Consider the following 23,679-nt stretch of genomic DNA (forward strand, 5'->3'; position numbering starts at 1 on the left):
GGCGGCCCCCGGCCGATTACTTCCCCCGAATCAGCTTACGCAAGGCAAACCGGTTCGGATGACACGCCTCTGCCACTGCCCGGGGCAACGGCAGCGGCTCCCCACATACCCAGGCCGCCACCAGCTCGCCACTCAGTGGCGCCGTGATCAACCCGCGCGACCCATGCCCGCTGTTCACATACAACCCATCCAGCCAAGGGCAGGCCACATCCGGCACCTGCCGCGCATCCCGGCTCAGCACCGCATAGGTTTCGGCAAATGCCTGTCCATCCGCTACCGGCCCCACGATCGGCAGGTAGTCCGGGCTGGTGCAACGGAACGCCGCGCGCCCCTGCAACTGCTCAGGGGCCAACCCGGCTGTGCCCAGGCGCTGCGCCAGGTCGAGGGAAATCTCGTTCAGCAACGCCAGGTTGCCCTGGTGCTCGGCCACCGTCGGCGCCAAGTCTTCGCTGTGGAAGTCAAAGCTCGCGCCCAGGGTATGTTCATCCTCGCGTGGCGGCGCCACGTAGCCCTCCGCGCACACCACGGTGCGCAGTGCCCGGCTGCTGGCGGTGGCCGGCAAGCGGGTGATCTGCCCCCGGATGCGCTTGAGCGGCAGCTGCGCGCAAGGCTCGAAGCGCTTTACCTCGGCGGCACTGGCCAGAATCACCACGGGCGCGCTGGCGATCAGGCGGTCACCCGCCCAAGCCTGCCACTGCTGGTCGACCTTGCGCAGCTCGAGCACTTCCTGATGGGTGACCAGTCGAATCCCTGGGTGCTGCAGTTGCTCCTGGCACAACGCAGGTGGGTGCACCCAGCCGCCTTCGGGGTAGAACAACCCCCCGGCCGGTAACGCCACCCCGGCGACGGCTTCGGCCTCCGTGCGCGGCAGTGCGTGCAGCAGGTTGTGGTCGAAGGCGGCGGCCAGCTTGCCCTGGCGCTCAGCTTCCTTGCTGTCGAAGGCCAGTTGCAGCACCCCGCAAGCCTCCCAGTCGCGGCCACGCTGCAGGCGTTCAAGCTGGCGCCGGGTGTAGCCGAAACCGGACAGGATCACCTGCGACAGCGCAGTGCCATGGGCAGACAGCTTGAGGTACAGCACCCCTTGCGGGTTGCCTGAAGCTTCCTGTGCCGGGGCACCGTGGCGCTCCACCACGGTCACCTGCCAGCCGCGTCGGGCCAGGCTGGCGGCCGTTGTGCTGCCGGCGAGCCCGGCACCGATCACCAGCGCCTCGCGCGGTCCCTGTGTAACGGCGGGACGCGCGTACCAAGGTGCCCCTGGGCTGGGCTGGGGGCCGACGTAGGCGCCGCTCATCACTTCCCACTTCTTGCCGATGCCCGGCACCTTCTTCATGGCGAAACCGGCGTCGACCAGGCTGCGGCGGACCCAGCCGGTGGTGGTGAAGGTGCCCAGCACAGTGCCCGGGTGCGACAACCGCGCCAGTTGCGCGAACAGTTCCGGGGTCCACATGTCGGGGTTTTTGGCAGGGGCGAAGCCATCGAGGAACCACACATCGACCTGCGCATCGAGTTGCGGCAGTTGCTCAAGTACGTCGCCGATCAGCAAGGTCAGGGTGACCCGGCCATCGGCGAAGGTGAACTGCTGAAAGCCCGGGTGCACTGCCACATATTGCGCCAGCAATGGCTCTGTGTAGGCGGCAAGCTCCGGCCAAAGGCGCACTGCCCGGGCCATGTCTTCGTGCCCGAGAGGGTATTTCTCGACACTGACGAAGTGCAGGCGGGCGTCGCGGTGCGCGTGCTGGTCAAACAGCTGCCAGGCGCAGAAAAAATTCATGCCGGTGCCAAAACCGGTTTCGCCGATCACCTTGCAGGCATGCGGCGCCAGGTTGGCAAAGCGCTCGGCCAGGCGGGTCTGGCCCAGGAACACATGCTTGGTTTCTTCGATGCCTTCGTTGACCGCGAAATAGACGTCGTCATATTGCCGCGAGTGGGGGCGGCCCTGGTCGTCCCAGTCGATTTGTGCGTGCTGGAGGAGGGTGGACATGGTTGGCTCGGTTGCAGCGGATGGCGGGATTTTATGCCATACCCGCTACCTGTGGGAGCGCGTTCACTCGCGAAGAGGTCAGTACAGGCAGAAATGAAATCCGCTAGTCTTGCTTATCCATTGAAGGAGCCAGTGCATGTTCGAATCCGCCGAAATCGGCCACAGCATCGACAAGGAGGCTTACGACGCCGAGGTACCCGCTTTGCGCGAGGCCCTGCTCGAAGCCCAGTACGAACTCAAGCAGCAGGCGCGCTTCCCGGTGATCGTGCTGATCAACGGCATCGAAGGCGCCGGCAAGGGTGAGACGGTAAAACTGCTCAACGAGTGGATGGACCCGCGCATGATCGACGTGCTCACCTTCGACCAGCAGACCGACGAAGAGCTGGCCCGCCCGCCCGCCTGGCGCTACTGGCGGGCTTTGCCACCCAAGGGGCGGATGGGCGTGTTCTTTGGCAACTGGTACAGCCAGATGCTGCAGGGGCGGGTGCACGGGGTGTTCAAGGATGCCGTGCTTGATCAGGCCATCATGGGCGCCGAGCGCCTGGAGCAGATGCTGTGCGATGAAGGTGCACTGATCATCAAGTTCTGGTTCCACCTGTCCAAGAAGCAGATGAAGGCCCGGTTGAAGTCGCTCAAGGACGACCCGCTGCACAGCTGGAAGATCAGCCCGCTGGACTGGCAGCAGTCGCAAACCTACGACCGCTTCGTGCGCTTTGGCGAGCGCGTACTGCGCCGCACCAGCCGCGATTATGCGCCGTGGCATATCGTTGAAGGCGTAGACCCGAACTACCGCAGCCTGGCGGTGGGGCGTATCTTGCTGGACAGCCTGCAAGCCGCGCTGGCCAACAACCCCAAGGGCAAGCACCAGGGCAACGTGGCACCGCTGGGCCGCAGTATCGACCAGCGCAGCCTGCTCGGCGCCCTGGACATGACGTTGCGCCTGGACAAGGCTGACTATCAGGAGCAGTTGGTCACCGAACAGGCCCGCCTGGCCGGCCTGCTGCGCGACAAGCGCATGCGCCGGCACGCCCTGGTGGCGGTGTTCGAAGGCAACGATGCTGCCGGCAAGGGCAGTGCCATCCGCCGCGTGGCGGCGGCGCTGGACCCGCGCCAGTACCGCATCGTGCCGATTGCCGCGCCCACCGAGGAAGAGCGCGCGCAGCCCTACCTGTGGCGGTTCTGGCGGCATATTCCAGCACGCGGCAAGTTCACCATCTTCGATCGCTCCTGGTATGGCCGGGTGCTGGTGGAACGGGTGGAAGGCTTTTGCAGCCCGGCGGACTGGATGCGCGCCTACAGTGAGATCAACGACTTTGAAGAACAGTTGGTGAATGCCGGCGTGGTGGTGGTGAAGTTCTGGCTGGCGATCGACCAGCAGACCCAGCTGGAGCGCTTTCAGGAGCGTGAGCAAATCCCGTTCAAGCGCTACAAGATCACCGAGGACGATTGGCGCAACCGCGACAAGTGGGACGACTACACCCAGGCGGTGGGCGATATGGTCGACCGGACCAGCAGCGAAATTGCGCCCTGGACGCTGGTGGAGGCCAACGACAAGCGCTGGGCGCGAGTGAAGGTGCTGCGCACTATCAATGAGGCGCTGGAGGCAGCGTTTGCCAAGCACAAGAAATAGGCCGGGTGCTGGTCTTGGGATTTTTTTGCGCCCGTGACATCAAGCGCCGCCCGGGCGGCGCTTGATGTCACGGGCGCAAAAGCTCGCAAGCCCCAGCCATGCCCCAAAAGAATGACCTGATGAATTCTTTTCTCGGCACCCACCCCCGTCACTGCCCTCCAAGCCCGTAGAATTCAATCACCCCCACCACGGGCTTGACCGAGGACACTATGCACACCACTTCCGGCCGCTGGAGCTATGGCCTGTTCCTGGCACTTCTGACCGCGCTGCTCTGGGGCATCTTGCCGATCAAGCTCAAGCAGGTACTGCAGGTGGTCGACCCGATCACCGTCACCTGGTACCGCCTGCTGGTTTCAGGTGGCCTGCTGTTTGCCTGGCTGGCAGCCCAACAGCGCTTGCCCTCGTTCACGCGCCTGGCCCCCAGGGGCAAAGGCCTGGTAGTGGTGGCTGTGCTTGGCCTGATGGGCAACTACGTGCTGTACCTGATCGGCCTCAACCTGCTCAGCCCCGGTACCGCGCAACTGGTGGTGCAGGTCGGCCCGGTGCTGTTGCTGGTGGCCAGCGTGTTTGTGTTCCGTGAGCGCTTCAGCCTGGGGCAGGGGGTGGGCCTGCTGATTCTGCTGGCGGGTTTTGGGCTGTTCTTCAACCAGCGCCTCGAAGAGCTGCTGACCTCACTGGGTACCTACACCACCGGCGTGCTGACCATTCTGCTGGCCACCAGCATCTGGGTGTTCTATGCCCTCAGCCAGAAGCAACTGTTGACCGTGTGGCATTCACAGCAGGTGATGATGGTGATCTACCTCAGTTGCGCTGCGCTGCTCACGCCTTGGGTACACCCACTGGAGGCGTTGCAGTTGACCCCGGTGCAGGGCTGGCTGTTGCTGGCCTGTTGCCTGAATACGCTGGTGGCCTACGGCGCGTTCGCCGAGGCGCTGGCGCACTGGGAGGCGTCGCGGGTCAGTGCCACCCTGGCGCTGACCCCGCTGGTGACGTTCGTTGCGGTGGCGGTGGCGGCAGGGGTGTGGCCGGAGTACGTGCAGGCCGAAGACATCAATGCCCTGGGCTATGTAGGGGCGGTGACCGTGGTGTGCGGCTCGGCGCTGGTGGCGCTGGGGCCATCGCTGGTGGCCAGTTGGCGTGCCCGCAAGGCGCGATTGGCCCAGTTTCACTGAGCGTTTTGTGGGAGCGGGCTTGCCCCGCGAACACCGGCGAAGCCGGTGCCTTGCACCGCGCGGTCCCTTTCGCGGGGCAAGCCCGCTCCCACAGGTTCACCACGGGGCTGAATGTTGTGCTACCCCTGTGGGAGCGGGTTTACCCGCGAAGGGGCCAGCACAGGCTATAGATGACTCAGCCCTTGCCACCCGGTGCCAGCATGTTCTCCGGCCGTACCCATTGGTCGAACTGCTCATTGGTCAGGTACTTCAGCTCCAGTGCAGCCTCGCGCAGGGTCTTGCCCTCGCTATAAGCCTTCTTGGCAATTTCCGCCGCCTTGTCGTAGCCAATATGCGGGTTCAATGCCGTTACCAGCATCAAGCCACGCTCCAGGTGCGCGGCCATCTGCTCGGCATCGGGCTCGATGCCCGCCACGCAGTGCAGCTGGAAGTTGCGGCAGCCATCGGCCAGCAGTTCGATCGACTGCAACAGGTTGTGGATGATCACCGGTTTGAACACGTTCAGCTGCAAATGCCCCTGGCTGGCGGCAAAACCGATGGCCGCGTCGTTGCCCAACACCTGGCAGGCCAGCATCGACAGCGCCTCGCACTGCGTCGGGTTGACCTTGCCTGGCATGATCGAGCTGCCCGGTTCGTTGGCTGGCAGGCGCACTTCGGCCAAACCGGCGCGCGGGCCGGAGCCCAGCAAACGCAGGTCGTTGGCGATTTTCATCAGCGCCACGGCCAGGGTTTTCAGGGCGCCCGCCAGGCTGGTGAGTGGTTCGTGGCCGGCGAGGGCGGCGAACTTGTTCGGCGCCGTGACAAAGGGTAGCCCGGACAGCGCCGCCAGCTCGGCGGCGATGGCTTCGGCAAAACCGTGCGGGGCATTCAGCCCGGTACCTACGGCGGTGCCGCCCTGGGCCAGTTCGCACACTGCCGGCAGGGTGGCGCGGATGGCGCGCTGGGCATAGTCGAGCTGGGCGACGAAGGCAGACACCTCCTGGCCGAAGGTAATCGGTGTGGCGTCCATCATGTGGGTGCGGCCAGTCTTTACCAGCTTTTGGTGGCGCCCCGACAGCTCGGCCAGCCCCGACGACAGTTCGGCGATGGCGGGCAACAGGTGCGCGTGCACCGCCTGCGCAGCAGCAATGTGCATGGCAGTCGGGAAGCAATCGTTGGAACTTTGCGAGCGATTGACATGATCGTTGGGGTGTACTGGCGCTTTGCCGCCGCGGCCTTTGCCGGCCAGTTCGTTGGCGCGCCCGGCGATCACTTCGTTGACGTTCATGTTGCTTTGCGTGCCGCTGCCGGTCTGCCAGACGACCAACGGGAACTGGTCGTCGTGCTGGCCACCCAGCACTTCGTCGGCGGCTTGTTCGATCAGCCGCGCGATGTCGGCCGGCAGGTCGCCGTTGCGGTCGTTGACGCGTGCCGCGGCCTTCTTGATCAGCGCCAGGGCGTGCAGCACCGCGATGGGCATGCGCTCCTTGCCAATGGCGAAGTTGATCAGCGAGCGCTGGGTTTGCGCACCCCAGTAGGCGCCTTCAGGAACTTCGACCGGGCCCAGGCTGTCTGTCTCGATACGGCTCATTCTGTACTCACTCCTGTGTAGTTCGAAATCGCAGTTTAGGCCTTGATTCGACCGAGCGGTTCCGTCGCTCGTCGTGCCACTTGAGCACATCGCCACCACGGCGCAGAATGCTCTACTCTGAGGTACCCGCCTCCCTCTCCTTGAAGGAAATGCAATGACCCGTCTCCGTGTCCTTTGTGCCGCCGTTGCCCTGGCTTGCGCCAGCGGCCAGGTGCTCGCTGCCACCGCCAGCCATAACGCTGCTGCCGAGAAATTCCTGACCCTGGCCAACGCCGACAAGCTGGGCACCCCGGTGTACATGCAGGTCCAGCAGATGTTCGCCCAGCGCTTTGCCCAGACCAAGGCCCCGGCCGCCAAGCAGCCGGTGCTGGAAAGCTACCAGGCCAAGGCCAACGCCGCGCTGGACAACGCCATCGGCTGGAACAAGCTGAAGCCGAAGATGGTCGACCTGTACACCCAGACCTTCACCGAACAAGAGCTGAAAGACCTGGTCAAGTTCTACGAATCGCCGCTGGGCAAGAAAGTACTGCGTGAAATGCCCAAGGTTACCCAGCAGTCGGCCCAGTTGACCCAGCAGAGCCTGGAGCCAGCAGTGCCGGTGGTGAACAAGCTGCTGGAAGACATGACCAAGGAACTGGACCCTAACGCAGGCAAGGCCGCCGTTCCTGCCAAGAAGTGAGCACGCCGCGATGACCATGCAACAGCGCATTGAACAACAGCTGGGTGCCTTGGCGCCGCAGCACCTGCAAGTGCTCGACGAAAGCCACATGCACAGTCGTGGTCAGGAGACCCACTACAAGGCAGTGATCGTCAGCGAGCAGTTTGCCGGGTTGAACAGCGTCAAGCGCCACCAGAAGGTGTACGCCACCATGGGTGAGCTGATGCAGCAGATCCATGCCCTGGCCATCCATACCTACACCGCAGAAGAGTGGGCCAAGGTCGGCGCAGCGCCGGCCTCGCCGGTGTGTGCCGGCGGCGGGCACTGAAACCTTTCTGTTGTTCTGGTAGAATCCTGCAAAATCCGGGGGCCGCTTTGCGGCCCTTTCGCGGCACAAGGCCGCTCCCACAGGAACCGCACTCGCCATCGGGTTACGCGGTCCCTGTGGGAGCGGCCTTGTGCCGCGAAAGGGGCGCAAAGCGCCCCCATGCTTTTTTCAATACCTGTCAAACCCGGTCCGCCCCTTACGAGGGCAACCACCTGGAGAACCTGTTTCATGTCACAACCCATCGTCGTCGCGGCGCTGTACAAGTTCGTCACCCTGCAAGACTACGTAGAGCTGCGCGAACCGCTGCTCAAGGCCATGCTCGACAACGACGTCAAAGGCACCCTGCTGCTGGCCCACGAAGGCATCAACGGCACTGTGTCGGCCACCCGCGAAGGCATCGACGGGCTGCTGGCCTGGTTGCGCAACGACCCGCGCCTGGCCGATGTCGACCATAAAGAATCGTACTGCGACGAGCAGCCGTTCTACCGCACCAAGGTCAAGCTCAAGAAAGAAATCGTCACCCTCGGCGTACCAGGCGTGGACCCGAACCAGGCGGTCGGCACCTATGTCGAACCCAAGGACTGGAACGCGCTGATCAGCGACCCGGAAGTGCTGCTGATCGACACCCGCAATGACTACGAAGTGGCCATTGGCACCTTCAAGGGCGCGGTGGACCCCAAGACCGAAACCTTCCGCGAGTTCCCGGAGTACATCAAGGCCAACTTCGACCCCAGCAAGCACAAGAAAGTGGCCATGTTCTGCACCGGCGGCATTCGTTGCGAAAAAGCCTCCAGCTACATGCTCGGTGAAGGCTTCGAGGCGGTCTATCATCTTAAGGGCGGCATCCTGAAATACTTCGAAGAAGTGCCTCAGGAAGAAAGCCTGTGGGACGGCGACTGCTTCGTCTTCGACAACCGCGTCACGGTGCGCCATGACCTGACCGAAGGCGAGTACGACCAGTGCCACGCCTGCCGCCACCCGATCAATGCACAAGAGCGCGCGTCCGAGCACTATTCGCCAGGTGTCAGCTGCCCGCATTGCTGGGACACCCTGAGCGAGAAGACCCGGCGCAGCGCCATCGACCGGCAGAAGCAGATCGAGCTGGCCAAGGCCCGCAACCTGCCGCACCCGATCGGTTACAACTACAAAGCCGAGGCTTGATGCATGTCTGCCCGCCTGATCTATGTGATGGACCCGATGTGCTCCTGGTGCTGGGGGTTCGCGCCGGTAGCCGCCGCCCTGATCGCCCAGGCGCGTGAGGCGGGCGTTGCCACCCGCGTGGTGCCGGGCGGGTTGCGCACCGGCGGCAGCGCGCTGGACGGCTCCACCCGCAAGTACATCCTCGAACACTGGCAGGCGGTGGCTGACGCCACCGGCCAGCCTTTTCGTTTCGAGGGGGCCATGCCTGACGGCTTCGTCTATGACACCGAGCCGGCCTGTCGCGCCCTGGTCACCGCCCGCGAGCTTGACGCCGAGCGCGTCTGGCCGCTGCTGGCGCTGATCCAGCGTTCGTTCTACGAGCAGGGCGTGGACGTGACCACTGCGCCACAGCTGGTCGAGCTGGCCTCGCAGTGCGGCTTCGACCGCGCCGTGTTTGCCGACACCTTCGCCCGCGCCGATACCCGAGCCGCCACCGCAGCCGATTTCAGCTGGGCCCAGGACCTGGGTATCGCCGGCTTCCCGACCCTGCTGGCCGAACGCAATGGCCAGCTGGCGCTGCTGACCAACGGCTACCAGCCGCTGGAGCGCCTGCAACCCTTGCTCGGCCGCTGGCTGCAGCAGGCCGCCTGTGCTTGATGTGCCGGGGTCACCCGACCCGGTGCCGGGCAAGCCTCATGCTGCGGGCGATCGACTGAGCTGGGCGGAAATCCGCCGCCTGGCCCTGCATCACAAGAAAAACCTCTGGTCTGCCAACCTCATCGCCGTGCTGGCGGCTTGCTGCAGTGTGCCCATCCCGTTGCTGTTGCCCCTGCTGGTGGACGAAGTGCTGCTGGGCCATGGCGATGCCGCCCTGAAGTGGATGAACCACCTGCTGCCATCCAGCTGGCAGGTGGCAGCCGGTTATATCGGGCTGATGCTGGCGCTCACCTTGTGCCTGCGCCTGGCTGCCCTGGCATTCAACGTGCTCCAGGCCAAGTTGTTTGCCGGTTTGGCCAAGGATATCGTCTACCGCCTGCGCATCCGCCTGATCGAGCGCCTCAAGCGCATTTCGCTGAAGGAATACGAAAGCCTGGGCAGTGGCACGGTCACTACCCATCTGGTCACCGACCTGGACACCCTCGACAAGTTCGTTGGCGAAACACTCAGCCGTTTCCTGGTGGCCATGCTGACCTTGACCGGCACAGCGGCGATCCTGATCTGGATGCACTGGCAGCTGGCCTTGCTGATCTTGCTGTTCAACCCGCTGGTGATCTACTTCACCGTGCAGTTGGGCAAGCGCGTCAAACACCTTAAAAAGCTTGAGAACGACAGCACCGCGCGTTTTACCCAGGCGCTGACGGAAACCCTTGATGCCATCCAGGAAATCCGTGCAAGCAACCGCCAGGGCTACTTCCTTGGTCGCTTGGGCCTGCGCGCCCGCGAGGTGCGTGATTACGCCGTAGATTCCCAGTGGAAGAGCGATGCCAGTGGCCGAGCCAGTGGCTTGTTGTTCCAGTTCGGCATCGACATCTTCCGCGCCGCGGCCATGCTGACCGTACTGTTCTCCGACCTTTCCATCGGCCAGATGCTGGCGGTGTTCAGCTACTTGTGGTTCATGATCGGGCCGGTGGAGCAATTGCTCAACCTGCAATATGCCTACTACGCCGCGGGAGGTGCGCTGAGCCGCCTCAACGAGCTGCTGGCACGCGATGACGAGCCGCAGTACCCGGCCGCCAGCGACCCGTTCGCCGGCCGCGAGACGGTGGGCATCGAAGTGCGCGACTTGCGCTTTGCCTATGCTGACGAGCCGGTGCTGGAAAACCTCGACCTGTCCATCGCCCCGGGGGAAAAGGTGGCGATTGTCGGCGCCAGTGGTGGCGGCAAGAGCACCCTGGTGCAACTGCTGCTTGGCCTTTACAGCGCCCAGGCCGGGACCATCCGCTTTGGCGGTGCCAGCCTGCAGGAAATCGGCCTGGAAACCCTGCGCGAAAACGTCGCGGTGGTGTTGCAGCACCCGTCGCTGTTCAACGACACCGTACGCGCCAACCTGGCCATGGGCCGCGACTGCAGCGACGAGGCGTGCTGGCAGGCGCTGCGCATCGCCCAGCTGGATGCCACCATCGCCGCCTTGCCACAGGGCCTGGACAGTGTGGTGGGGCGTTCCGGCGTGCGCTTGTCTGGCGGGCAGCGCCAGCGCCTGGCCATTGCCCGCATGGTGCTGGCCGAGCCCAAGGTGGTCATTCTCGACGAAGCCACCTCGGCCCTGGACGCCGCCACCGAGTACAACCTGCACCAGGCCCTGGCGCGCTTCCTCAGCGGCCGCACCACGCTGATCATCGCCCACCGGCTGTCGGCGGTGAAGCAGGCCGACCGGGTGCTGGTGTTCGATGGCGGGCATGTGGCCGAAGATGGCGACCACCAGCAGCTGATTGCCGAGGGTGGGTTGTACGCCAAGCTTTATGGGCACTTGCAGCAAAGCTGAATTTCAGGTGCCTTGTGCCGTCGCTGTGGGAGCGGCCTTGTGTCGCGAAAGGGCTGCAAAGCAGCCCCGGCAATTTCAGCATCAACCTTGAAATCCGGGGGCCGCGTCGCGGCCCTTTCGCGACGCAAGGCCGCTCCCACAGCGTGCGTGCAAATCCTGCGATTCCCTGTCATAAAAAACCCCGTCACGTTGATGGCAGATGGCCTACGCTGTGCTTGTCTGGGTCGATTTGCGCCTTATCTGCTCTGTGACAGGGACTCCATGAAGGGACATCGCACACTCGAAGCGCCAAAGTTGCTCGGCATCACTTGGCCCTTCATCGCCGTTGTGGTCTTCCAGGTGGCACTCGGTAGCCTCAGCCTTTATACGCTGTCGGCCGTGCGTGCCTATGTCGCGGGCGAAAGCCTGTGGTCCAAGGCGCAGAAAGACGCCATCTATTACCTGAACCTGTACGCCGACACCCGCGACGAAAGCACCTACCAGCGTTATCGCCAGGCCATTACCGTGCCCCAGGGTGACCACCAGCTACGCGAGGTGCTCGACCACCCCAGCCCCGACCTGGCTGCCGCGCGCCAAGCTGTGCTGCAAGGCGGCAACCACTCTAACGATGTCGAACGGATCATCTGGTTCTACCGTAACTTTCGCAACATCAGCTACATGCAGACAGCCATCGACTACTGGGACATCGGCGACGACTACCTGGCCAAGCTCGATGTACTGGCCGGCGAGATGCGCCAAAGTTTTGCCAATGGCCCGGTCGACGCCCAGGCAGTCAACGCCTGGAAGGCCCGCATCGTCACCATCAACGAAGGGGTCACGCCGGCGGCCAAGGCGTTCAGCGATGCCTTGGGCGAAGGCTCGCGCATGTTGCTGCGGGTGCTACTGATTACCAACCTGCTGACAGCGATGTTCCTCATTACCATTGCCTGGCGCCGCTCCAGCAAGCTGCTGGCCCAGCGGCAGGCATTTGCCAGCGCCCTGCAGGAAGAAAAAGAGCGGGCCCAGACCACCTTGCAGGCCATTGGCGATGCGGTCATTACCACCGACGTGGATGGCTGCATCGGCTACATGAACCCAGCCGCCGAGCAATTGACGCACTGGCAGTCTGGCCAGGCCCAGGGCTTGCCGTTGTCGGCGCTGTTCAGCCTGGTGGACGAGCAGGCGGAGGAAGATGGCCGCAGCCTGGTCGAGCAGGTACTGAGTGGCAGCCTCAAGGGCGGCGCCGAGCATGCCCGGCTGATCCAGCGCCTGGATGGCAGCACCGTGTCGATCAACCTGGTGGGCTCGCCGATCGTCAGTAACGGCCAGCTCAGTGGCATCGTCCTGGTGCTGCATGACATGACCCAGGAGCGGCAGTACATCGCCAACCTGTCCTGGCAGGCTACCCATGACGCCCTGACCGGGCTGGCCAACCGCCGTGAGTTCGAATACCGCCTGGAGCAGGCGCTGAACGGCCTGGCGCGCCAGGCCGGGCGGCATTCGCTGATGTTCCTTGACCTTGACCAGTTCAAGCTGGTGAACGACACCTGCGGGCATGCCGCTGGCGACGAATTGTTGCGGCACATCTGCGCTGTGCTGCAATCGGGCCTGCGCGAAGGCGATACCCTGGCGCGGCTGGGTGGCGATGAGTTTGGCGTGCTGCTGGAAAACTGCCCGCCCGAGCAGGCCGAGCGCATTGCCGAGCAGTTGCGCCAGATGGTGCAGAGCTTGCACTTTGTGTGGAAGGGGCGGCCGTTCGTCACTACGGTCAGCGTCGGCCTGGTGCACATGGCCCAGGCACCTGGCACCCTGGAGGCCTCGCTGCGGGCCGCCGACATGGCTTGCTACATGGCCAAGGAGAAGGGCCGCAACCGCGTACAGGTGTACCACACCGACGACAGCGAGCTGTCCATGCGTTTTGGCGAAATGGCCTGGATCCAGCGCTTGCACGTGGCTCTGGAAGAAAACCGCTTCTGCCTCTACGCACAGGAAATAGCGCCGCTGAAAGCCTTTGAAGGCCCAGGCCATATCGAAATCCTGCTGCGCCTGCACGACGAAAGTGGCCGCACCATCCTGCCCAGCAGCTTCATTCCTGCGGCCGAGCGCTACGGCCTGATGAGTGCGCTGGACCGTTGGGTGGTGCGCAATGTGTTCCAGGTTGTGCGCCAATGCCTGGACGAAGGCCGCGAAGGGCCGCTGTCGACCTGCGCGATCAACCTGTCAGGGTCGAGCATTGGCGATGACAAGTTCCTTGAATACCTGCAGCGGTTGTTTGTCGAGTATGCCATTCCGCCGCGGATGATCTGTTTCGAAATCACCGAAACCAGCGCAATTGCCAACCTGGGCAGTGCCATTCGCTTCATCAACGAGTTGAAGGGGCTGGGCTGCCGCTTTTCGCTCGATGACTTCTGCGCCGGCATGTCGTCGTTCGCCTACCTCAAGCATTTGCCGGTGGATTACTTGAAGATCGACGGCAGTTTCGTCAAGGACATGCTCGACGACCCGATCAACCGGGCCATGGTCGAGGTCATCAACCACATCGGCCATGTCATGGGTAAACGCACTATCGCCGAGTTCGTCGAAACACCCTTGATCGAGCAGGCCCTGCAGGAAATAGGCGTGGATTACGCCCAGGGTTACCTGATCGAGCGCCCCCAGGTGTTCACCTGTGACAGTCTGCAGCGCCAACGGATTGCCGCCCGGCCTCTGTTGCAGCGGGCACCTGGCACATTTCGCTAGCGAGAAATCACAAGGATCAAGGAGCTGAAAGTGATTGATGCATTCGTTCGTATCGGGCCTCTGATGGACCCCGCCAGCTACCCCCAATGGGCCCAGCAACTGATTGAAGACTGCCGGGAGAGCAAGCGCCGGGTGGTGGAGCATGAGTTCTACGCGCGCCTGCGCGACGGCCAGCTCAAGCAGTCGACCATTCGTCAGTACCTGATCGGTGGCTGGCCGGTGGTGGAGCAGTTCTCTCTGTACATGGCCCATAACCTGACCAAGACCCGCTATGGCCGCCATCAGGGCGAAGACATGGCGCGGCGCTGGCTGATGCGCAACATCCGCGTCGAGCTCAACCATGCCGACTACTGGGTGAACTGGTGCCAGGCCCATGGTGTGCACCTGCATGATTTGCAGGCCCAGGAAGTGCCACCCGAGCTGAACGGCCTGAACGACTGGTGCTGGCGCGTGTGCGCCACCGAGAACCTGGCCATTTCCATGGCAGCGACCAACTACGCCATCGAGGGTGCGACCGGGGAATGGTCGGCGGTGGTGTGCTCGACCGATACCTACGCCCAAGGCTTCCCGGAAGACCAGCGCAAGCGGGCGATGAAGTGGTTGAAAATGCATGCCCAGTACGATGATGCGCACCCTTGGGAGGCGCTGGAAATCATCTGTACCCTGGCCGGCGAGAACCCGAGCCTTGGGCTGCGTACCGAGTTGCGCAGGGCGATTTGCAAGAGTTACGACTGCATGTACCTGTTCCTGGAGCGGTGCATGCAGCTGGAGAGCCGCCAGCAAGGCCGTTTGCGCCCGGCGTTGGCGGCCGGCTGATCTTTCGCCTGTACTGGCCCTATCGCCGGCAAGCCAGCTCCCACAGGGATTCCACATTGCCCTGGCCTGTGGTGATCCTGTGGGAGCTGGCTTGCCGGCGATAGGGCCAGGACAGGCAAAAGAGCTTATTGGGCGTTGAGAGCCTGCCCATTCACCTCTTTGCTGTCCGGCCCCATCAGGTACAGATACACCGGCATGATCTCTTCAGGCAGCGGGTTGTTCTGCGGGTTTTCGCTGGGGTAAGCCTGGGCCCGCATCGCTGTGCGCGTGGCGCCCGGGTTGATGCTGTTGGAGCGCACGGGTGCCACGCCTTCCAGTTCGTCAGCCAGGGTCTGCATCAGGCCCTCGGTCGCGAACTTCGACACGCCATAGGCGCCCCAGTAGGCCCGGCCTTTGCGGCCGACGCTGCTGCTGGTGAACACCACCGAGGCGTCTTCCGACAGCTTCAGCAGGGGCAGCAGGGTGCTGGTGAGCATGAAGGTGGCATCGACGTTGATGTGCATCACGCGCATGAAGTTGTCGCCCGACAACTGTTCCAGCGGCGTGCGCGGGCCAATGATCGAGGCGTTGTTCAGCAGGCCGTCCAGGCGGCCGAACTGGTCTTCGATCATCACTGCCAGCTCGTCGTACTGGTGGGGCAGGGCGGTTTCCAGGTTGAACGGGATGACCACCGGTTGCGGGTGTCCGGCGGCTTCGATCTGGTCGTAGACCTCGTTCAGGTTGGCCTCGGTCTTGCCCAGCAGTAGCACGGTGGCGCCCAGTGCAGCGTAAGCCTTTGCGGCCGCGGCACCAATGCCGCGGCCGGCGCCGGTAACCAGGATGACCCGGCCTTGCAGCAGGTCGGGACGGGCGGTGTAGTCGAACATTGTGTATTCCCTGTCTCTAGTTCAGCAGCCACACAGCGCGCTGTCGATCACTTTGCGCAGTTCCAGCGGGTGGTCCACCACCACGTCGGCACCCCAGTTGTTGGGGTTGTCCTCTGGATGAATATAGCCGTAACGCACCGCAGCCGTGCGCGTGCCAGCGTCGCGGCCAGACTCGATGTCGCGCAGGTCGTCGCCAACGAACAGCACGCTGGCAGGGTCCAGGCCCAGGGTGGTGCAGGCCAGGGTCAGCGGCTCGGGGTCAGGCTTGCTGTTCTTCACGTGGTCCGGGCAGATCAGCAGTGCCGAGCGCTCGGCCAGGCCCAGCTGCTGCATGATCGGCTCGGCGAAGCGTACCGGCTTGTTGGTGACCACGCCCCACAGCAGGTTGCCTTTTTCGATGTCAGCCAGCAGCTCGGCCATGCCGTCGAACAGCTTGCTGTGGACCGCGCAGTCGCGTTGGTAGCGCTCCAGAAACTCCAGGCGCAGGGCCTCGAAGCCCTCGGCTTCCGGGTCCATGGCAAACGCAGTGGCAACCATGGCGCGGGCGCCGCCAGAGATCACGCCACGGATCAGGTGGTCGGCAACGGCTGGCAGGCCGCGCTCGGCGAGCATGGCCTGGCAAATGGCGATGAAGTCCGGCGCCGTGTCGAGCAAGGTGCCGTCCATGTCGAAGAGTACTGCTCGCAAACGCATGCTCATTCCTCGCGCAGGGTCTGGATCATGTAGTTGACGTCGACGTCGCTGTTGAGCTTGTAGTGCTTGGTCAGCGGGTTATAGGTGAGGCCAATGATGTCCTTCACCTGCAGGCCGGCATCACGGCTCCAGGCGCCCAGTTCGGACGGGCGGATGAACTTCTTGAAGTCATGGGTGCCGCGCGGCAGCATCTTCAGGATGTACTCGGCGCCGACGATGGCCAGCAGGTAGGCCTTGGGGTTGCGGTTGATGGTGGAGAAGAACACCTGGCCGCCTGGCTTGACCATACGGTAGCAGGCGCGAATCACCGAGGACGGGTCGGGGACGTGTTCGAGCATTTCCAGGCAGGTGACAACGTCGAACTGTTCAGGCATTTCTTCGGCCAGGGCTTCGGCGGTGATCTGCCGGTACTCCACCTGTACGCCCGACTCCAGCTGGTGCAACTGGGCCACCGCCAGTGGTGCCTCGCCCATGTCGATACCGGTTACCGTGGCGCCGCGCAGGGCCATGGCTTCGCTGAGGATGCCGCCGCCGCAGCCTACGTCCAGCACTTTCTTGCCGGCCAGGCTGGCCCGCTCGTCGATCCAGTTGACGCGCAGCGGGTTGATTTCGTGCAGCGGCTTGAACTCGCTTTCGCGGTCCCACCAACGGTGGGCCAGCGCTTCGAACTTGGCGATTTCGGCGCGGTCGACGTTGCTCATTGAACAGTCCTCTGAAACTTCGCAAAATTGGGCCGGAGTATACCCGAGCGCTCGGCCCCCAGGCTCGCTATAATCGCCGGCTTTTGACATGCGAACCACGGGGAGAGGCGATGCGCGAGCGACTTTTGGCGGCGGAGAAGGTGACCGGGATCCGCTGGCAGGGCGGCATCTTGCACCTGCTCGACCAGCGCCTGCTGCCGTCGGAGGAACGCTGGCTGGCCTGCGACAATGTTGCGCAGGTGGCGGCGGCAATCCGCGACATGGCGGTGCGCGGCGCCTCGGCCATTGGTATTGCCGCGGCCTACGGCCTGGTATTGGCCCTGGAAGAGCGGCTGGCCGAGGGTGGCGACTGGGAAATGGACCTGGAAGAAGACTACCTCACCCTTGCCGAAGCACGCCCCACGGCGGCCAACCTGTTCTGGGCGCTGAACCGCATGCGCGAACGCCTGCTGCGCCTGCGCCCTGATGAAGACGTGCTGGCCGTGCTGGAGGCAGAGGCCGTGGCCATCCACGAAAGCGACCGTGAAGCCAACCTGACCATGGCCCAGCAAGGTATCGAGCTGATCCGTCGTCATCAGGGCAATGCCCAGGCCCTGCTCACCTACGGCAATGCCGGTGCCCTGGCCAGCGGCGGTTTTGGCACCGCCCTGGGGGTGATTCGCGCCGGCTACCTGGAGGGCATGGTCGAGCGGGTGTACGCCGGCGAGACTCGCCCCTGGTTGCAAGGCTCGCGCCTGACCGCCTGGGAGCTGGCCAACGAAGGCATCCCGGTAACGCTCTGTGCCGACTCGGCGCTGGCGCACCTGATGAAGAGCAAGGGCATCACCTGGGTGGTGGTGGGGGCGGACTGCATTGCTGCCAATGGTGACGTGGCCAGCAAGATCGGCACTTACCAGCTGGCGGTCAGTGCCATGCACCACGGCGTGCGCTTCATGGTGGTGGCGCCGAGCACCAGCATCGACCTGAACCTGGCCACCGGCGAGGATATCCCGCTGGAAGAGCGTGACGCCGACGAGTGGCTGGACTTTGGCGGTGCCCCGGCGGTACCGGATGTCGAAGTGTTCAACCCGGTGTTCGATGTGACCCCGGCCGACTTGATCGACGTGATCGTGACCGAGCGGGGCATCGTAGAGCGCCCGGATACCGCCAAGCTGGCCCAGTTGATTTGCCGCAAGCGGCTGCATTGAGGGCGTAAGGCGATAGACGTCTGTCGTTTTTTAGATCGAGCGCCGCCCGCGCGGCGCATCGCGAGCTGTGCTCGCTCCTACGTTTGTTTCGGGCCAATTTTTCCTGTGCCGTTTGCGCGCGGCCCCCTTGGCGCATGGCACGCTATCGTGCCGTACAAAAATGGCGGTCGCGCACGCCTGTCACAGGCTTGACTGGCCCGAAACAAACGTAGGAGCGAGCACAGCTCGCGATGCGCCGCGCGGGCGGCGCTCGTTCTCCCAGGCGACACAATATTCAAGGCAAGCACCCCGTGCCACCTCTCCCCACCGCCCCCGCCTTTGTGATAACATCCGGCAGTTTCCAAGACCGCTCATCACGGCGGCCTTCATTGCGCAGATCCATGGCACAACTCATTGATTTGTCGTAAGTCGTCGCACCCTTATGCGCTGCGGCGGCGAGCTTCGTTCGGCCCTTGATGGAGCTGCGAAGTTTCACCAGAAAAAGGAATCAGGCTTCTCATGGGCGAACTGGCCAAAGAAATCCTCCCGGTCAATATCGAAGACGAACTGAGACAGTCTTACCTCGACTACGCGATGAGCGTGATTGTCGGGCGAGCGCTGCCCGATGCGCGTGACGGCTTGAAGCCCGTGCATCGTCGCGTTCTCTATGCGATGAGCGAACTGGGCAACGACTGGAACAAGCCGTACAAGAAATCCGCCCGTGTGGTCGGTGACGTGATCGGTAAGTACCACCCGCACGGCGACACTGCGGTCTACGACACCATCGTGCGTATGGCCCAGCCGTTCTCGCTGCGCTACCTGCTGGTCGATGGTCAGGGCAACTTCGGTTCGGTGGACGGCGACAACGCTGCGGCCATGCGATACACCGAAGTGCGCATGACCAAGCTGGCTCACGAGCTGCTGGCCGACCTGCACAAGGAAACCGTCGACTGGGTGCCCAACTATGACGGCACCGAGCAGATCCCGGCGGTCATGCCGACCCGTATTCCCAACCTGCTGGTCAACGGATCCAGCGGTATCGCCGTGGGCATGGCGACCAACATTCCGCCACACAACCTCGGTGAAGTGATCGACGGCTGCCTGGCGCTGATCGACAACCCCGAAGTCACCATCGATGAGCTGATGCAGTTCATCCCTGGGCCGGACTTCCCGACTGCCGGTATCATCAACGGCCGTCAGGGCATCATCGAGGCCTATCGTACCGGTCGTGGCCGCATATACATGCGTGCCCGCTCCGAAATCGAAGACATCGACAAGGTTGGCGGCCGTCAGCAGATCGTCGTGACCGAGCTGCCGTACCAGCTGAACAAGGCGCGCCTCATCGAGAAGATCGCCGAGCTGGTAAAAGAGAAGAAGATCGAAGGCATCACAGAGCTGCGCGACGAGTCCGACAAGGACGGCATGCGCATCGTCATCGAGCTGCGCCGCGGCGAGGTGCCGGAGGTGGTGCTCAACAACCTCTACCAGCAAACCCAGCTGCAGAGCGTGTTCGGCATCAACGTGGTCGCCCTGATCGACGGCCGTCCGCGTTTGCTCAACCTCAAGGACCTGCTCGAAGCGTTCGTCCGTCACCGCCGTGAAGTGGTGACACGCCGTACCGTATTCGAGCTGCGCAAGGCCCGTGAGCGTGGCCACATCCTTGAAGGCCAGGCGGTTGCACTGTCCAACATCGACCCGGTCATCGCCCTGATCAAGGCGTCGCCAACCCCGTCCGAGGCCAAAGAAGCCCTGGTTTCCACGCCGTGGGAATCCAGTGCCGTGCAGGTCATGGTCGAGCGCGCCGGCGCCGATTCCTGCCGCCCTGAGGACCTGCCGGAGCAGTACGGCCTGCATGACGGCAAGTACTTCCTGTCGCCGGAACAGGCCCAGGCCATCCTCGACCTGCGCCTGCACCGCCTGACCGGCCTTGAGCACGAGAAGCTGCTGGCCGAGTACCAGGAAATCCTCGAGCAGATCGGCGAGCTGATCCGCATCCTCAGCAGCGCAGAGCGCCTGATGGAAGTGATCCGCGAAGAGCTGGAAGCCATCCGTGCCGAATACGGCGATGTGCGCCGCACCGAAATTCTCAATGCCAGCCACGACCTCAACTACGGCGACATGATCCCGGAAGAAGAGCGCGTGGTCACCATCTCCCACGGTGGTTATGCCAAGACCCAGCCATTGTCCGCTTATCAGGCCCAGCGCCGTGGCGGTAAAGGCAAGTCGGCGACCGGCGTGAAGGACGAGGACTACATCGAGCACCTGTTGGTCGCCAACAGCCATGCCACCCTGTTGCTGTTCTCCAGCAAGGGCAAGGTGTACTGGAAGAAGACCTACGAAATCCCCGAAGCGTCCCGCGCTGCCCGTGGTCGCCCGCTGGTCAACCTGCTGCCGCTGGAGGAAGGTGAGCGCATCACCGCCATGCTGCAGATCGACCTCGAAGCGCTGCAGCAGAACGCTGACCTTGACGAAGAGCTGGAAGACGCTGATGACACCGTGCTCGAGGGTGAGTTGGTAGAGGCCGAGGAAGTCGACGAGGAAGATGGCGACACCGCAGAGTGGGTGGCAGAGCCGACAGGCGCCTACATCTTCATGGCCACGGCCTCCGGTACCGTCAAGAAAACCCCGCTGGTGCAGTTCGCCCGCCCACGCTCCAACGGCCTGATCGCCCTGAAGCTGAAGGAAGGTGACACCCTGATTGCGGCGGCCATCACTGACGGCGCCAAAGAAGTCATGATGTTCTCCGACGCCGGCAAGGTCATCCGTTTCGCCGAGAGCGTAGTGCGTGAAATGGGCCGTACTGCCCGTGGTGTTCGCGGCATGAAGCTGGGCAAAGGCCAGCAGATCATTTCGATGCTGATCCCGGAGTCCGGTTCGCAGATTCTCACTGCCTCCGAGCGTGGCTTCGGCAAGCGCACCCCGCTGTCCAAGTTCCCGCGTCGCGGCCGTGGTGGCCAGGGCGTGATTGCCATGGGTACCAAAGGGCGCAACGGCCTGCTGATCGGTGCTATCCAGGTGCAGGAAGGCGAGGAGATCATGCTGATTTCCGACCAGGGCACCCTGGTGCGCACCCGTGTTGGCGAAGTGTCCAGCCTGAGCCGTAACACCCAGGGTGTGACGCTGATCAAGCTGGCGGCGGATGAAACACTGGTGGGCCTGGAGCGGATCCAGGAGCCGTCCGAGGACGAACTCGATGAAGTGATCGAGGTGGACGAGGAGGGCACCGAGGCTGAAGCGCCAGACAATGAAGACGCTGCGGGTGCCGAAGAGGCCCCGCAGGAGTAAGCGAGCGTAAACCCGGACGGGGCGACCAAGGTCGCCCCGTTTGCCTGTGTAGGCGCGGGCTTGCCCGCGATGCAGGCGCCACCGATCCTGCATGGAATGTGGCCACCGAATTATGATTTTGTTCTATTTGGCAGAGCGAGAGTGGATGTGAGCAAACGAGCCTTTAACTTCTGCGCAGGCCCTGCCGCGCTTCCTGATGCTGTGTTGCAGCGCGCCCAGGCCGAGATGCTGGACTGGCGCGGCAAGGGCTTGTCGGTGATGGAAATGAGCCATCGCAGCGACGACTACGTGGCCATCGCCGAAAAGGCCGAGCAGGACCTGCGCGACCTGCTGTCCGTCCCCTCCAACTACAAGGTGCTGTTCCTGCAGGGCGGCGCCAGCCAGCAGTTCGCCGAAATTCCGCTGAACCTGCTGCCGGAAAACGGCACTGCCGACTACATCGAAACCGGTATCTGGTCGAAAAAGGCCATCGAAGAAGCGCGCCGCTTCGGCCACATCAACGTCGCCGCCAGTGCCAAGCCCTACGACTACCTGAGCATCCCTGGCCAGAACGACTGGAATCTGACCAAAAACGCCGCCTATGTGCACTATGCGTCCAACGAGACCATTGGTGGTCTGCAGTTTGACTGGGTGCCGCAGACTGGTGATGTGCCCCTGGTGGTCGACATGTCCTCCGACATTCTCTCGCGCCCCATCGACGTGTCGCAGTTCGGCCTGATCTACGCCGGCGCGCAGAAGAACATCGGCCCCAGCGGCCTGGTGGTGGTCATCGTTCGCGAAGACCTGCTGGGCCATGCCCGCAGCAGCTGCCCGACCATGCTCGACTACAAGGTCTCGGCTGACAACGGCTCGATGTACAACACCCCGGCCACTTATTCCTGGTACCTCTCGGGCCTGGTCTTCGAGTGGTTGAAGGAGCAGGGTGGCGTCGACGCCATGGAACAGCGCAACCGCGCCAAGAAAGACCGCCTGTACGGCTTCATCGACAACAGCGATTTCTACACCAACCCGATCAGCGTCAACGCCCGTTCGTGGATGAACGTGCCGTTCCGCCTGGCTGACGAGCGCCTGGACAAGGCCTTCCTCGCCGGCGCCGATGCCCGTGGCCTGCTCAACCTCAAGGGCCACCGTTCGGTGGGCGGTATGCGCGCTTCCATCTACAACGCCCTGGGCCTTGAGGCTGTGGAAGCCTTGGTTGGCTACATGGCCGAATTCGAGAAGGAGCACGGCTGATGTCCGAACAGGAACTCAAGGCGCTGCGCGTACGCATCGACAGCCTCGACGAAAAGATTCTCGAGCTGATCAGCGACCGTGCCCGTTGCGCTGAAGAAGTCGCCCGGGTCAAGACCGCCTCGCTGAAAGAAGGCGAGAAGCCGGTGTTCTACCGTCCCGAACGTGAGGCCGCAGTGCTCAAGCGCGTGATGGAGCGCAACAAGGGGCCCCTGGGCAACGAAGAGATGGCGCGTTTGTTCCGCGAAATCATGTCGTCGTGCCTGGCCCTTGAAGAGCCGCTGAAAATCGCCTATCTCGGCCCAGAGGGTACCTTCACCCAGGCCGCAGCCATGAAGCACTTCGGCCACGCTGTGATCAGCCGGCCAATGGCCGCTATCGACGAAGTGTTCCGCGAAGTGGCGGCCGGTGCCGTCAACTTTGGCGTGGTGCCGGTGGAAAACTCCACCGAAGGTGCTGTCAGCCACACGCTGGACAGCTTCCTTGAGCACGACATGGTGATTTGCGGTGAAGTCGAGCTGCGCATCCACCATCATCTGCTGGTAGGCGAAAACACCAAGACCGACAGCATCACCCGCATCTACTCCCACGCCCAGTCGCTGGCCCAGTGCCGCAAGTGGCTGGACGCCCACTACCCGAACGTGGAGCGCGTGGCCGTGTCGAGCAATGCCGAGGCGGCCAAGCGGGTCAAGGGTGAGTGGAACTCGGCGGCGATCGCCGGTGACATGGCGGCCAACCTGTATGGTTTGACCCGCCTGGCCGAAAAGATTGAAGACCGCCCGGACAACTCCACGCGCTTCCTGATGATCGGCAGCCAGGAAGTGCCGCCGACTGGCGATGACAAGACCTCGATCATTGTCTCGATGAGCAACAAGCCAGGTGCCTTGCACGAGTTGCTGGTGCCGTTCCACCAGAACGGCATCGACCTGACCCGCATCGAGACCCGCCCGTCGCGCAGTGGCAAGTGGACCTACGTGTTCTTCATCGACTTCGTTGGCCACCACCGCGACCCGCTGATCAAGGCGGTGCTCGAGCAGATCAGCCAGGAGGCGGTGGCGCTGAAGGTGCTGGGCTCTTATCCGAAGGCGGTGCTTTGATTCAAGGCCCTTGGGGCTGCTTTGCAGCCCTTTCGCGGCACAAGGCCGCTCCTGCAGGGTCCTTGTAGGAGCGGCCTTGTGCCGCGAAAGGGTCGCGAAGCGGCGCCGTAGGGTCCAGCAGGCTGTCCAGATTTCAGAACAGGGTT

Annotated in this window: 18 protein-coding genes; 13 read left to right on the forward strand and 5 right to left on the reverse strand. The window is 63.5% G+C overall.

The window, feature by feature from the left end; translation table 11 throughout:
* Nucleotides 1-16: 16 nt before the first annotated feature.
* The gene (gene mnmC, locus OZ911_RS06345) at nt 17-1,981 is read right to left on the reverse strand and encodes a bifunctional tRNA (5-methylaminomethyl-2-thiouridine)(34)-methyltransferase MnmC2/FAD-dependent 5-carboxymethylaminomethyl-2-thiouridine(34) oxidoreductase MnmC1 (protein ID WP_070086497.1); all 1,965 of its coding nucleotides are present in this window, start codon (nt 1,979-1,981) and stop codon (nt 17-19) included.
* Nucleotides 1,982-2,117: 136 nt separating this feature from the next.
* Between mnmC and pap the strand changes: the two genes are divergently transcribed.
* Nucleotides 2,118-3,611, forward strand: a complete 1,494-nt coding sequence (gene pap / locus OZ911_RS06350; RefSeq protein ID WP_016485341.1) for a polyphosphate:AMP phosphotransferase — start codon at nt 2,118-2,120, stop codon at nt 3,609-3,611.
* A gap of 209 nt (nt 3,612-3,820) precedes the next feature.
* Nucleotides 3,821-4,783 carry a DMT family transporter gene (locus tag OZ911_RS06355; protein ID WP_016485342.1) on the forward strand — a complete coding sequence of 321 codons (963 nt, stop codon included), beginning with the start codon at nt 3,821-3,823 and terminating at the stop codon, nt 4,781-4,783.
* 175 nt (nt 4,784-4,958) lie between these two features.
* On the opposite strand, the gene OZ911_RS06360 is transcribed toward OZ911_RS06355, so the two are convergent.
* Nucleotides 4,959-6,353 carry a class II fumarate hydratase gene (locus OZ911_RS06360; RefSeq protein WP_016485343.1) on the reverse strand — a complete coding sequence of 465 codons (1,395 nt, stop codon included), beginning with the start codon at nt 6,351-6,353 and terminating at the stop codon, nt 4,959-4,961.
* Nucleotides 6,354-6,507: 154 nt separating this feature from the next.
* Here OZ911_RS06360 and OZ911_RS06365 point away from each other — a divergent pair, with 154 nt between their 5' ends.
* The 7 genes from OZ911_RS06365 to OZ911_RS06395 all read left to right on the forward strand — a co-directional run bounded on the left by OZ911_RS06365 (nt 6,508) and on the right by OZ911_RS06395 (nt 14,495).
* Nucleotides 6,508-7,032, forward strand: coding sequence for a DUF2059 domain-containing protein (locus OZ911_RS06365; protein WP_016485344.1), 525 nt, complete (start codon nt 6,508-6,510; stop codon nt 7,030-7,032).
* Nucleotides 7,033-7,042: 10 nt separating this feature from the next.
* Nucleotides 7,043-7,339: a BolA family protein gene (locus OZ911_RS06370; protein WP_023047764.1), complete on the forward strand. Its 297-nt coding sequence runs from the start codon at nt 7,043-7,045 to the stop codon at nt 7,337-7,339.
* Nucleotides 7,340-7,567: 228 nt separating this feature from the next.
* Nucleotides 7,568-8,500 carry an oxygen-dependent tRNA uridine(34) hydroxylase TrhO gene (trhO, locus tag OZ911_RS06375; protein WP_016485346.1) on the forward strand — a complete coding sequence of 311 codons (933 nt, stop codon included), beginning with the start codon at nt 7,568-7,570 and terminating at the stop codon, nt 8,498-8,500.
* A 3-nt stretch (nt 8,501-8,503) separates the two neighbouring features.
* A complete protein-coding gene (locus OZ911_RS06380; RefSeq protein WP_016485347.1) occupies nt 8,504-9,136 on the forward strand; it encodes a DsbA family protein in 633 nt (210 codons plus the stop codon).
* The gene (locus OZ911_RS06385; RefSeq protein ID WP_016485348.1) at nt 9,129-10,961 is read left to right on the forward strand and encodes an ABC transporter ATP-binding protein; all 1,833 of its coding nucleotides are present in this window, start codon (nt 9,129-9,131) and stop codon (nt 10,959-10,961) included. The genes OZ911_RS06380 and OZ911_RS06385 overlap by 8 nt, the downstream gene beginning before the upstream one ends.
* 261 nt (nt 10,962-11,222) lie before the next feature.
* Entirely contained in the window at nt 11,223-13,679 is a 2,457-nt protein-coding gene (locus OZ911_RS06390; protein ID WP_023047426.1) for an EAL domain-containing protein, read from the forward strand.
* Nucleotides 13,680-13,709: 30 nt separating this feature from the next.
* Complete coding sequence (locus OZ911_RS06395; protein WP_023047425.1) at nt 13,710-14,495, forward strand: iron-containing redox enzyme family protein; 786 nt, start codon at nt 13,710-13,712, stop codon at nt 14,493-14,495.
* 125 nt (nt 14,496-14,620) lie between these two features.
* Here OZ911_RS06395 and OZ911_RS06400 read toward each other — a convergent pair whose 3' ends face one another.
* From OZ911_RS06400 to ubiG, 3 genes are read right to left on the reverse strand one after another with little or no spacing between them, the layout of a single operon-like run.
* Nucleotides 14,621-15,361 carry a YciK family oxidoreductase gene (locus tag OZ911_RS06400; RefSeq protein WP_016485351.1) on the reverse strand — a complete coding sequence of 247 codons (741 nt, stop codon included), beginning with the start codon at nt 15,359-15,361 and terminating at the stop codon, nt 14,621-14,623.
* Between the two features lie 21 nt (nt 15,362-15,382).
* Nucleotides 15,383-16,054 carry an N-acetylmuramic acid 6-phosphate phosphatase MupP gene (mupP, locus tag OZ911_RS06405; protein ID WP_070086496.1) on the reverse strand — a complete coding sequence of 224 codons (672 nt, stop codon included), beginning with the start codon at nt 16,052-16,054 and terminating at the stop codon, nt 15,383-15,385.
* A gap of 2 nt (nt 16,055-16,056) precedes the next feature.
* Nucleotides 16,057-16,755: a bifunctional 2-polyprenyl-6-hydroxyphenol methylase/3-demethylubiquinol 3-O-methyltransferase UbiG gene (gene ubiG, locus OZ911_RS06410; RefSeq protein WP_012271034.1), complete on the reverse strand. Its 699-nt coding sequence runs from the start codon at nt 16,753-16,755 to the stop codon at nt 16,057-16,059.
* Nucleotides 16,756-16,865: 110 nt separating this feature from the next.
* Between ubiG and mtnA the strand changes: the two genes are divergently transcribed.
* The 4 genes from mtnA (at nt 16,866) to pheA (ending at nt 23,533) form a co-directional block, all read left to right on the forward strand.
* A complete protein-coding gene (gene mtnA, locus OZ911_RS06415; RefSeq protein ID WP_016485353.1) occupies nt 16,866-17,942 on the forward strand; it encodes an S-methyl-5-thioribose-1-phosphate isomerase in 1,077 nt (358 codons plus the stop codon).
* A gap of 498 nt (nt 17,943-18,440) precedes the next feature.
* Entirely contained in the window at nt 18,441-21,206 is a 2,766-nt protein-coding gene (gyrA, locus tag OZ911_RS06420) for a DNA gyrase subunit A (RefSeq protein ID WP_023047424.1), read from the forward strand.
* A gap of 147 nt (nt 21,207-21,353) precedes the next feature.
* Nucleotides 21,354-22,439 (forward strand): 3-phosphoserine/phosphohydroxythreonine transaminase, encoded by a 1,086-nt coding sequence (serC, locus tag OZ911_RS06425; RefSeq protein ID WP_024717769.1) that lies wholly within the window; start codon nt 21,354-21,356, stop codon nt 22,437-22,439.
* A complete protein-coding gene (gene pheA / locus OZ911_RS06430) occupies nt 22,439-23,533 on the forward strand; it encodes a prephenate dehydratase (protein WP_016485356.1) in 1,095 nt (364 codons plus the stop codon). The genes serC and pheA overlap by 1 nt, the downstream gene beginning before the upstream one ends.
* Nucleotides 23,534-23,679: the final 146 nt, after the last annotated feature.

It is taken from the genome of Pseudomonas fortuita (genome assembly GCF_026898135.2).
In the GTDB taxonomy this organism is placed as follows: Bacteria; Pseudomonadota; Gammaproteobacteria; order Pseudomonadales; family Pseudomonadaceae; genus Aquipseudomonas; species Aquipseudomonas fortuita.

Excerpts from the sequence above, each read along its gene's own strand:
- mnmC (WP_070086497.1), bottom strand. The coding sequence starts at position 1,981 with ATGTCCACCCTCCTCCAGCACGCACAAATCGACTGGGACGACCAGGGC.
- mtnA (WP_016485353.1), top strand. The coding sequence starts at position 16,866 with ATGCGCGAGCGACTTTTGGCGGCGGAGAAGGTGACCGGGATCCGCTGG.
- ubiG (WP_012271034.1), bottom strand. The coding sequence starts at position 16,755 with ATGAGCAACGTCGACCGCGCCGAAATCGCCAAGTTCGAAGCGCTGGCC.
- OZ911_RS06365 (WP_016485344.1), top strand. The coding sequence starts at position 6,508 with ATGACCCGTCTCCGTGTCCTTTGTGCCGCCGTTGCCCTGGCTTGCGCC.
- mupP (WP_070086496.1), bottom strand. The coding sequence starts at position 16,054 with ATGCGTTTGCGAGCAGTACTCTTCGACATGGACGGCACCTTGCTCGAC.
- trhO (WP_016485346.1), top strand. The coding sequence starts at position 7,568 with ATGTCACAACCCATCGTCGTCGCGGCGCTGTACAAGTTCGTCACCCTG.
- gyrA (WP_023047424.1), top strand. The coding sequence starts at position 18,441 with ATGGGCGAACTGGCCAAAGAAATCCTCCCGGTCAATATCGAAGACGAA.
- pap (WP_016485341.1), top strand. The coding sequence starts at position 2,118 with ATGTTCGAATCCGCCGAAATCGGCCACAGCATCGACAAGGAGGCTTAC.
- OZ911_RS06370 (WP_023047764.1), top strand. The coding sequence starts at position 7,043 with ATGACCATGCAACAGCGCATTGAACAACAGCTGGGTGCCTTGGCGCCG.
- OZ911_RS06360 (WP_016485343.1), bottom strand. The coding sequence starts at position 6,353 with ATGAGCCGTATCGAGACAGACAGCCTGGGCCCGGTCGAAGTTCCTGAA.
- OZ911_RS06400 (WP_016485351.1), bottom strand. The coding sequence starts at position 15,361 with ATGTTCGACTACACCGCCCGTCCCGACCTGCTGCAAGGCCGGGTCATC.
- pheA (WP_016485356.1), top strand. The coding sequence starts at position 22,439 with ATGTCCGAACAGGAACTCAAGGCGCTGCGCGTACGCATCGACAGCCTC.
- OZ911_RS06355 (WP_016485342.1), top strand. The coding sequence starts at position 3,821 with ATGCACACCACTTCCGGCCGCTGGAGCTATGGCCTGTTCCTGGCACTT.
- OZ911_RS06380 (WP_016485347.1), top strand. The coding sequence starts at position 8,504 with ATGTCTGCCCGCCTGATCTATGTGATGGACCCGATGTGCTCCTGGTGC.
- OZ911_RS06390 (WP_023047426.1), top strand. The coding sequence starts at position 11,223 with ATGAAGGGACATCGCACACTCGAAGCGCCAAAGTTGCTCGGCATCACT.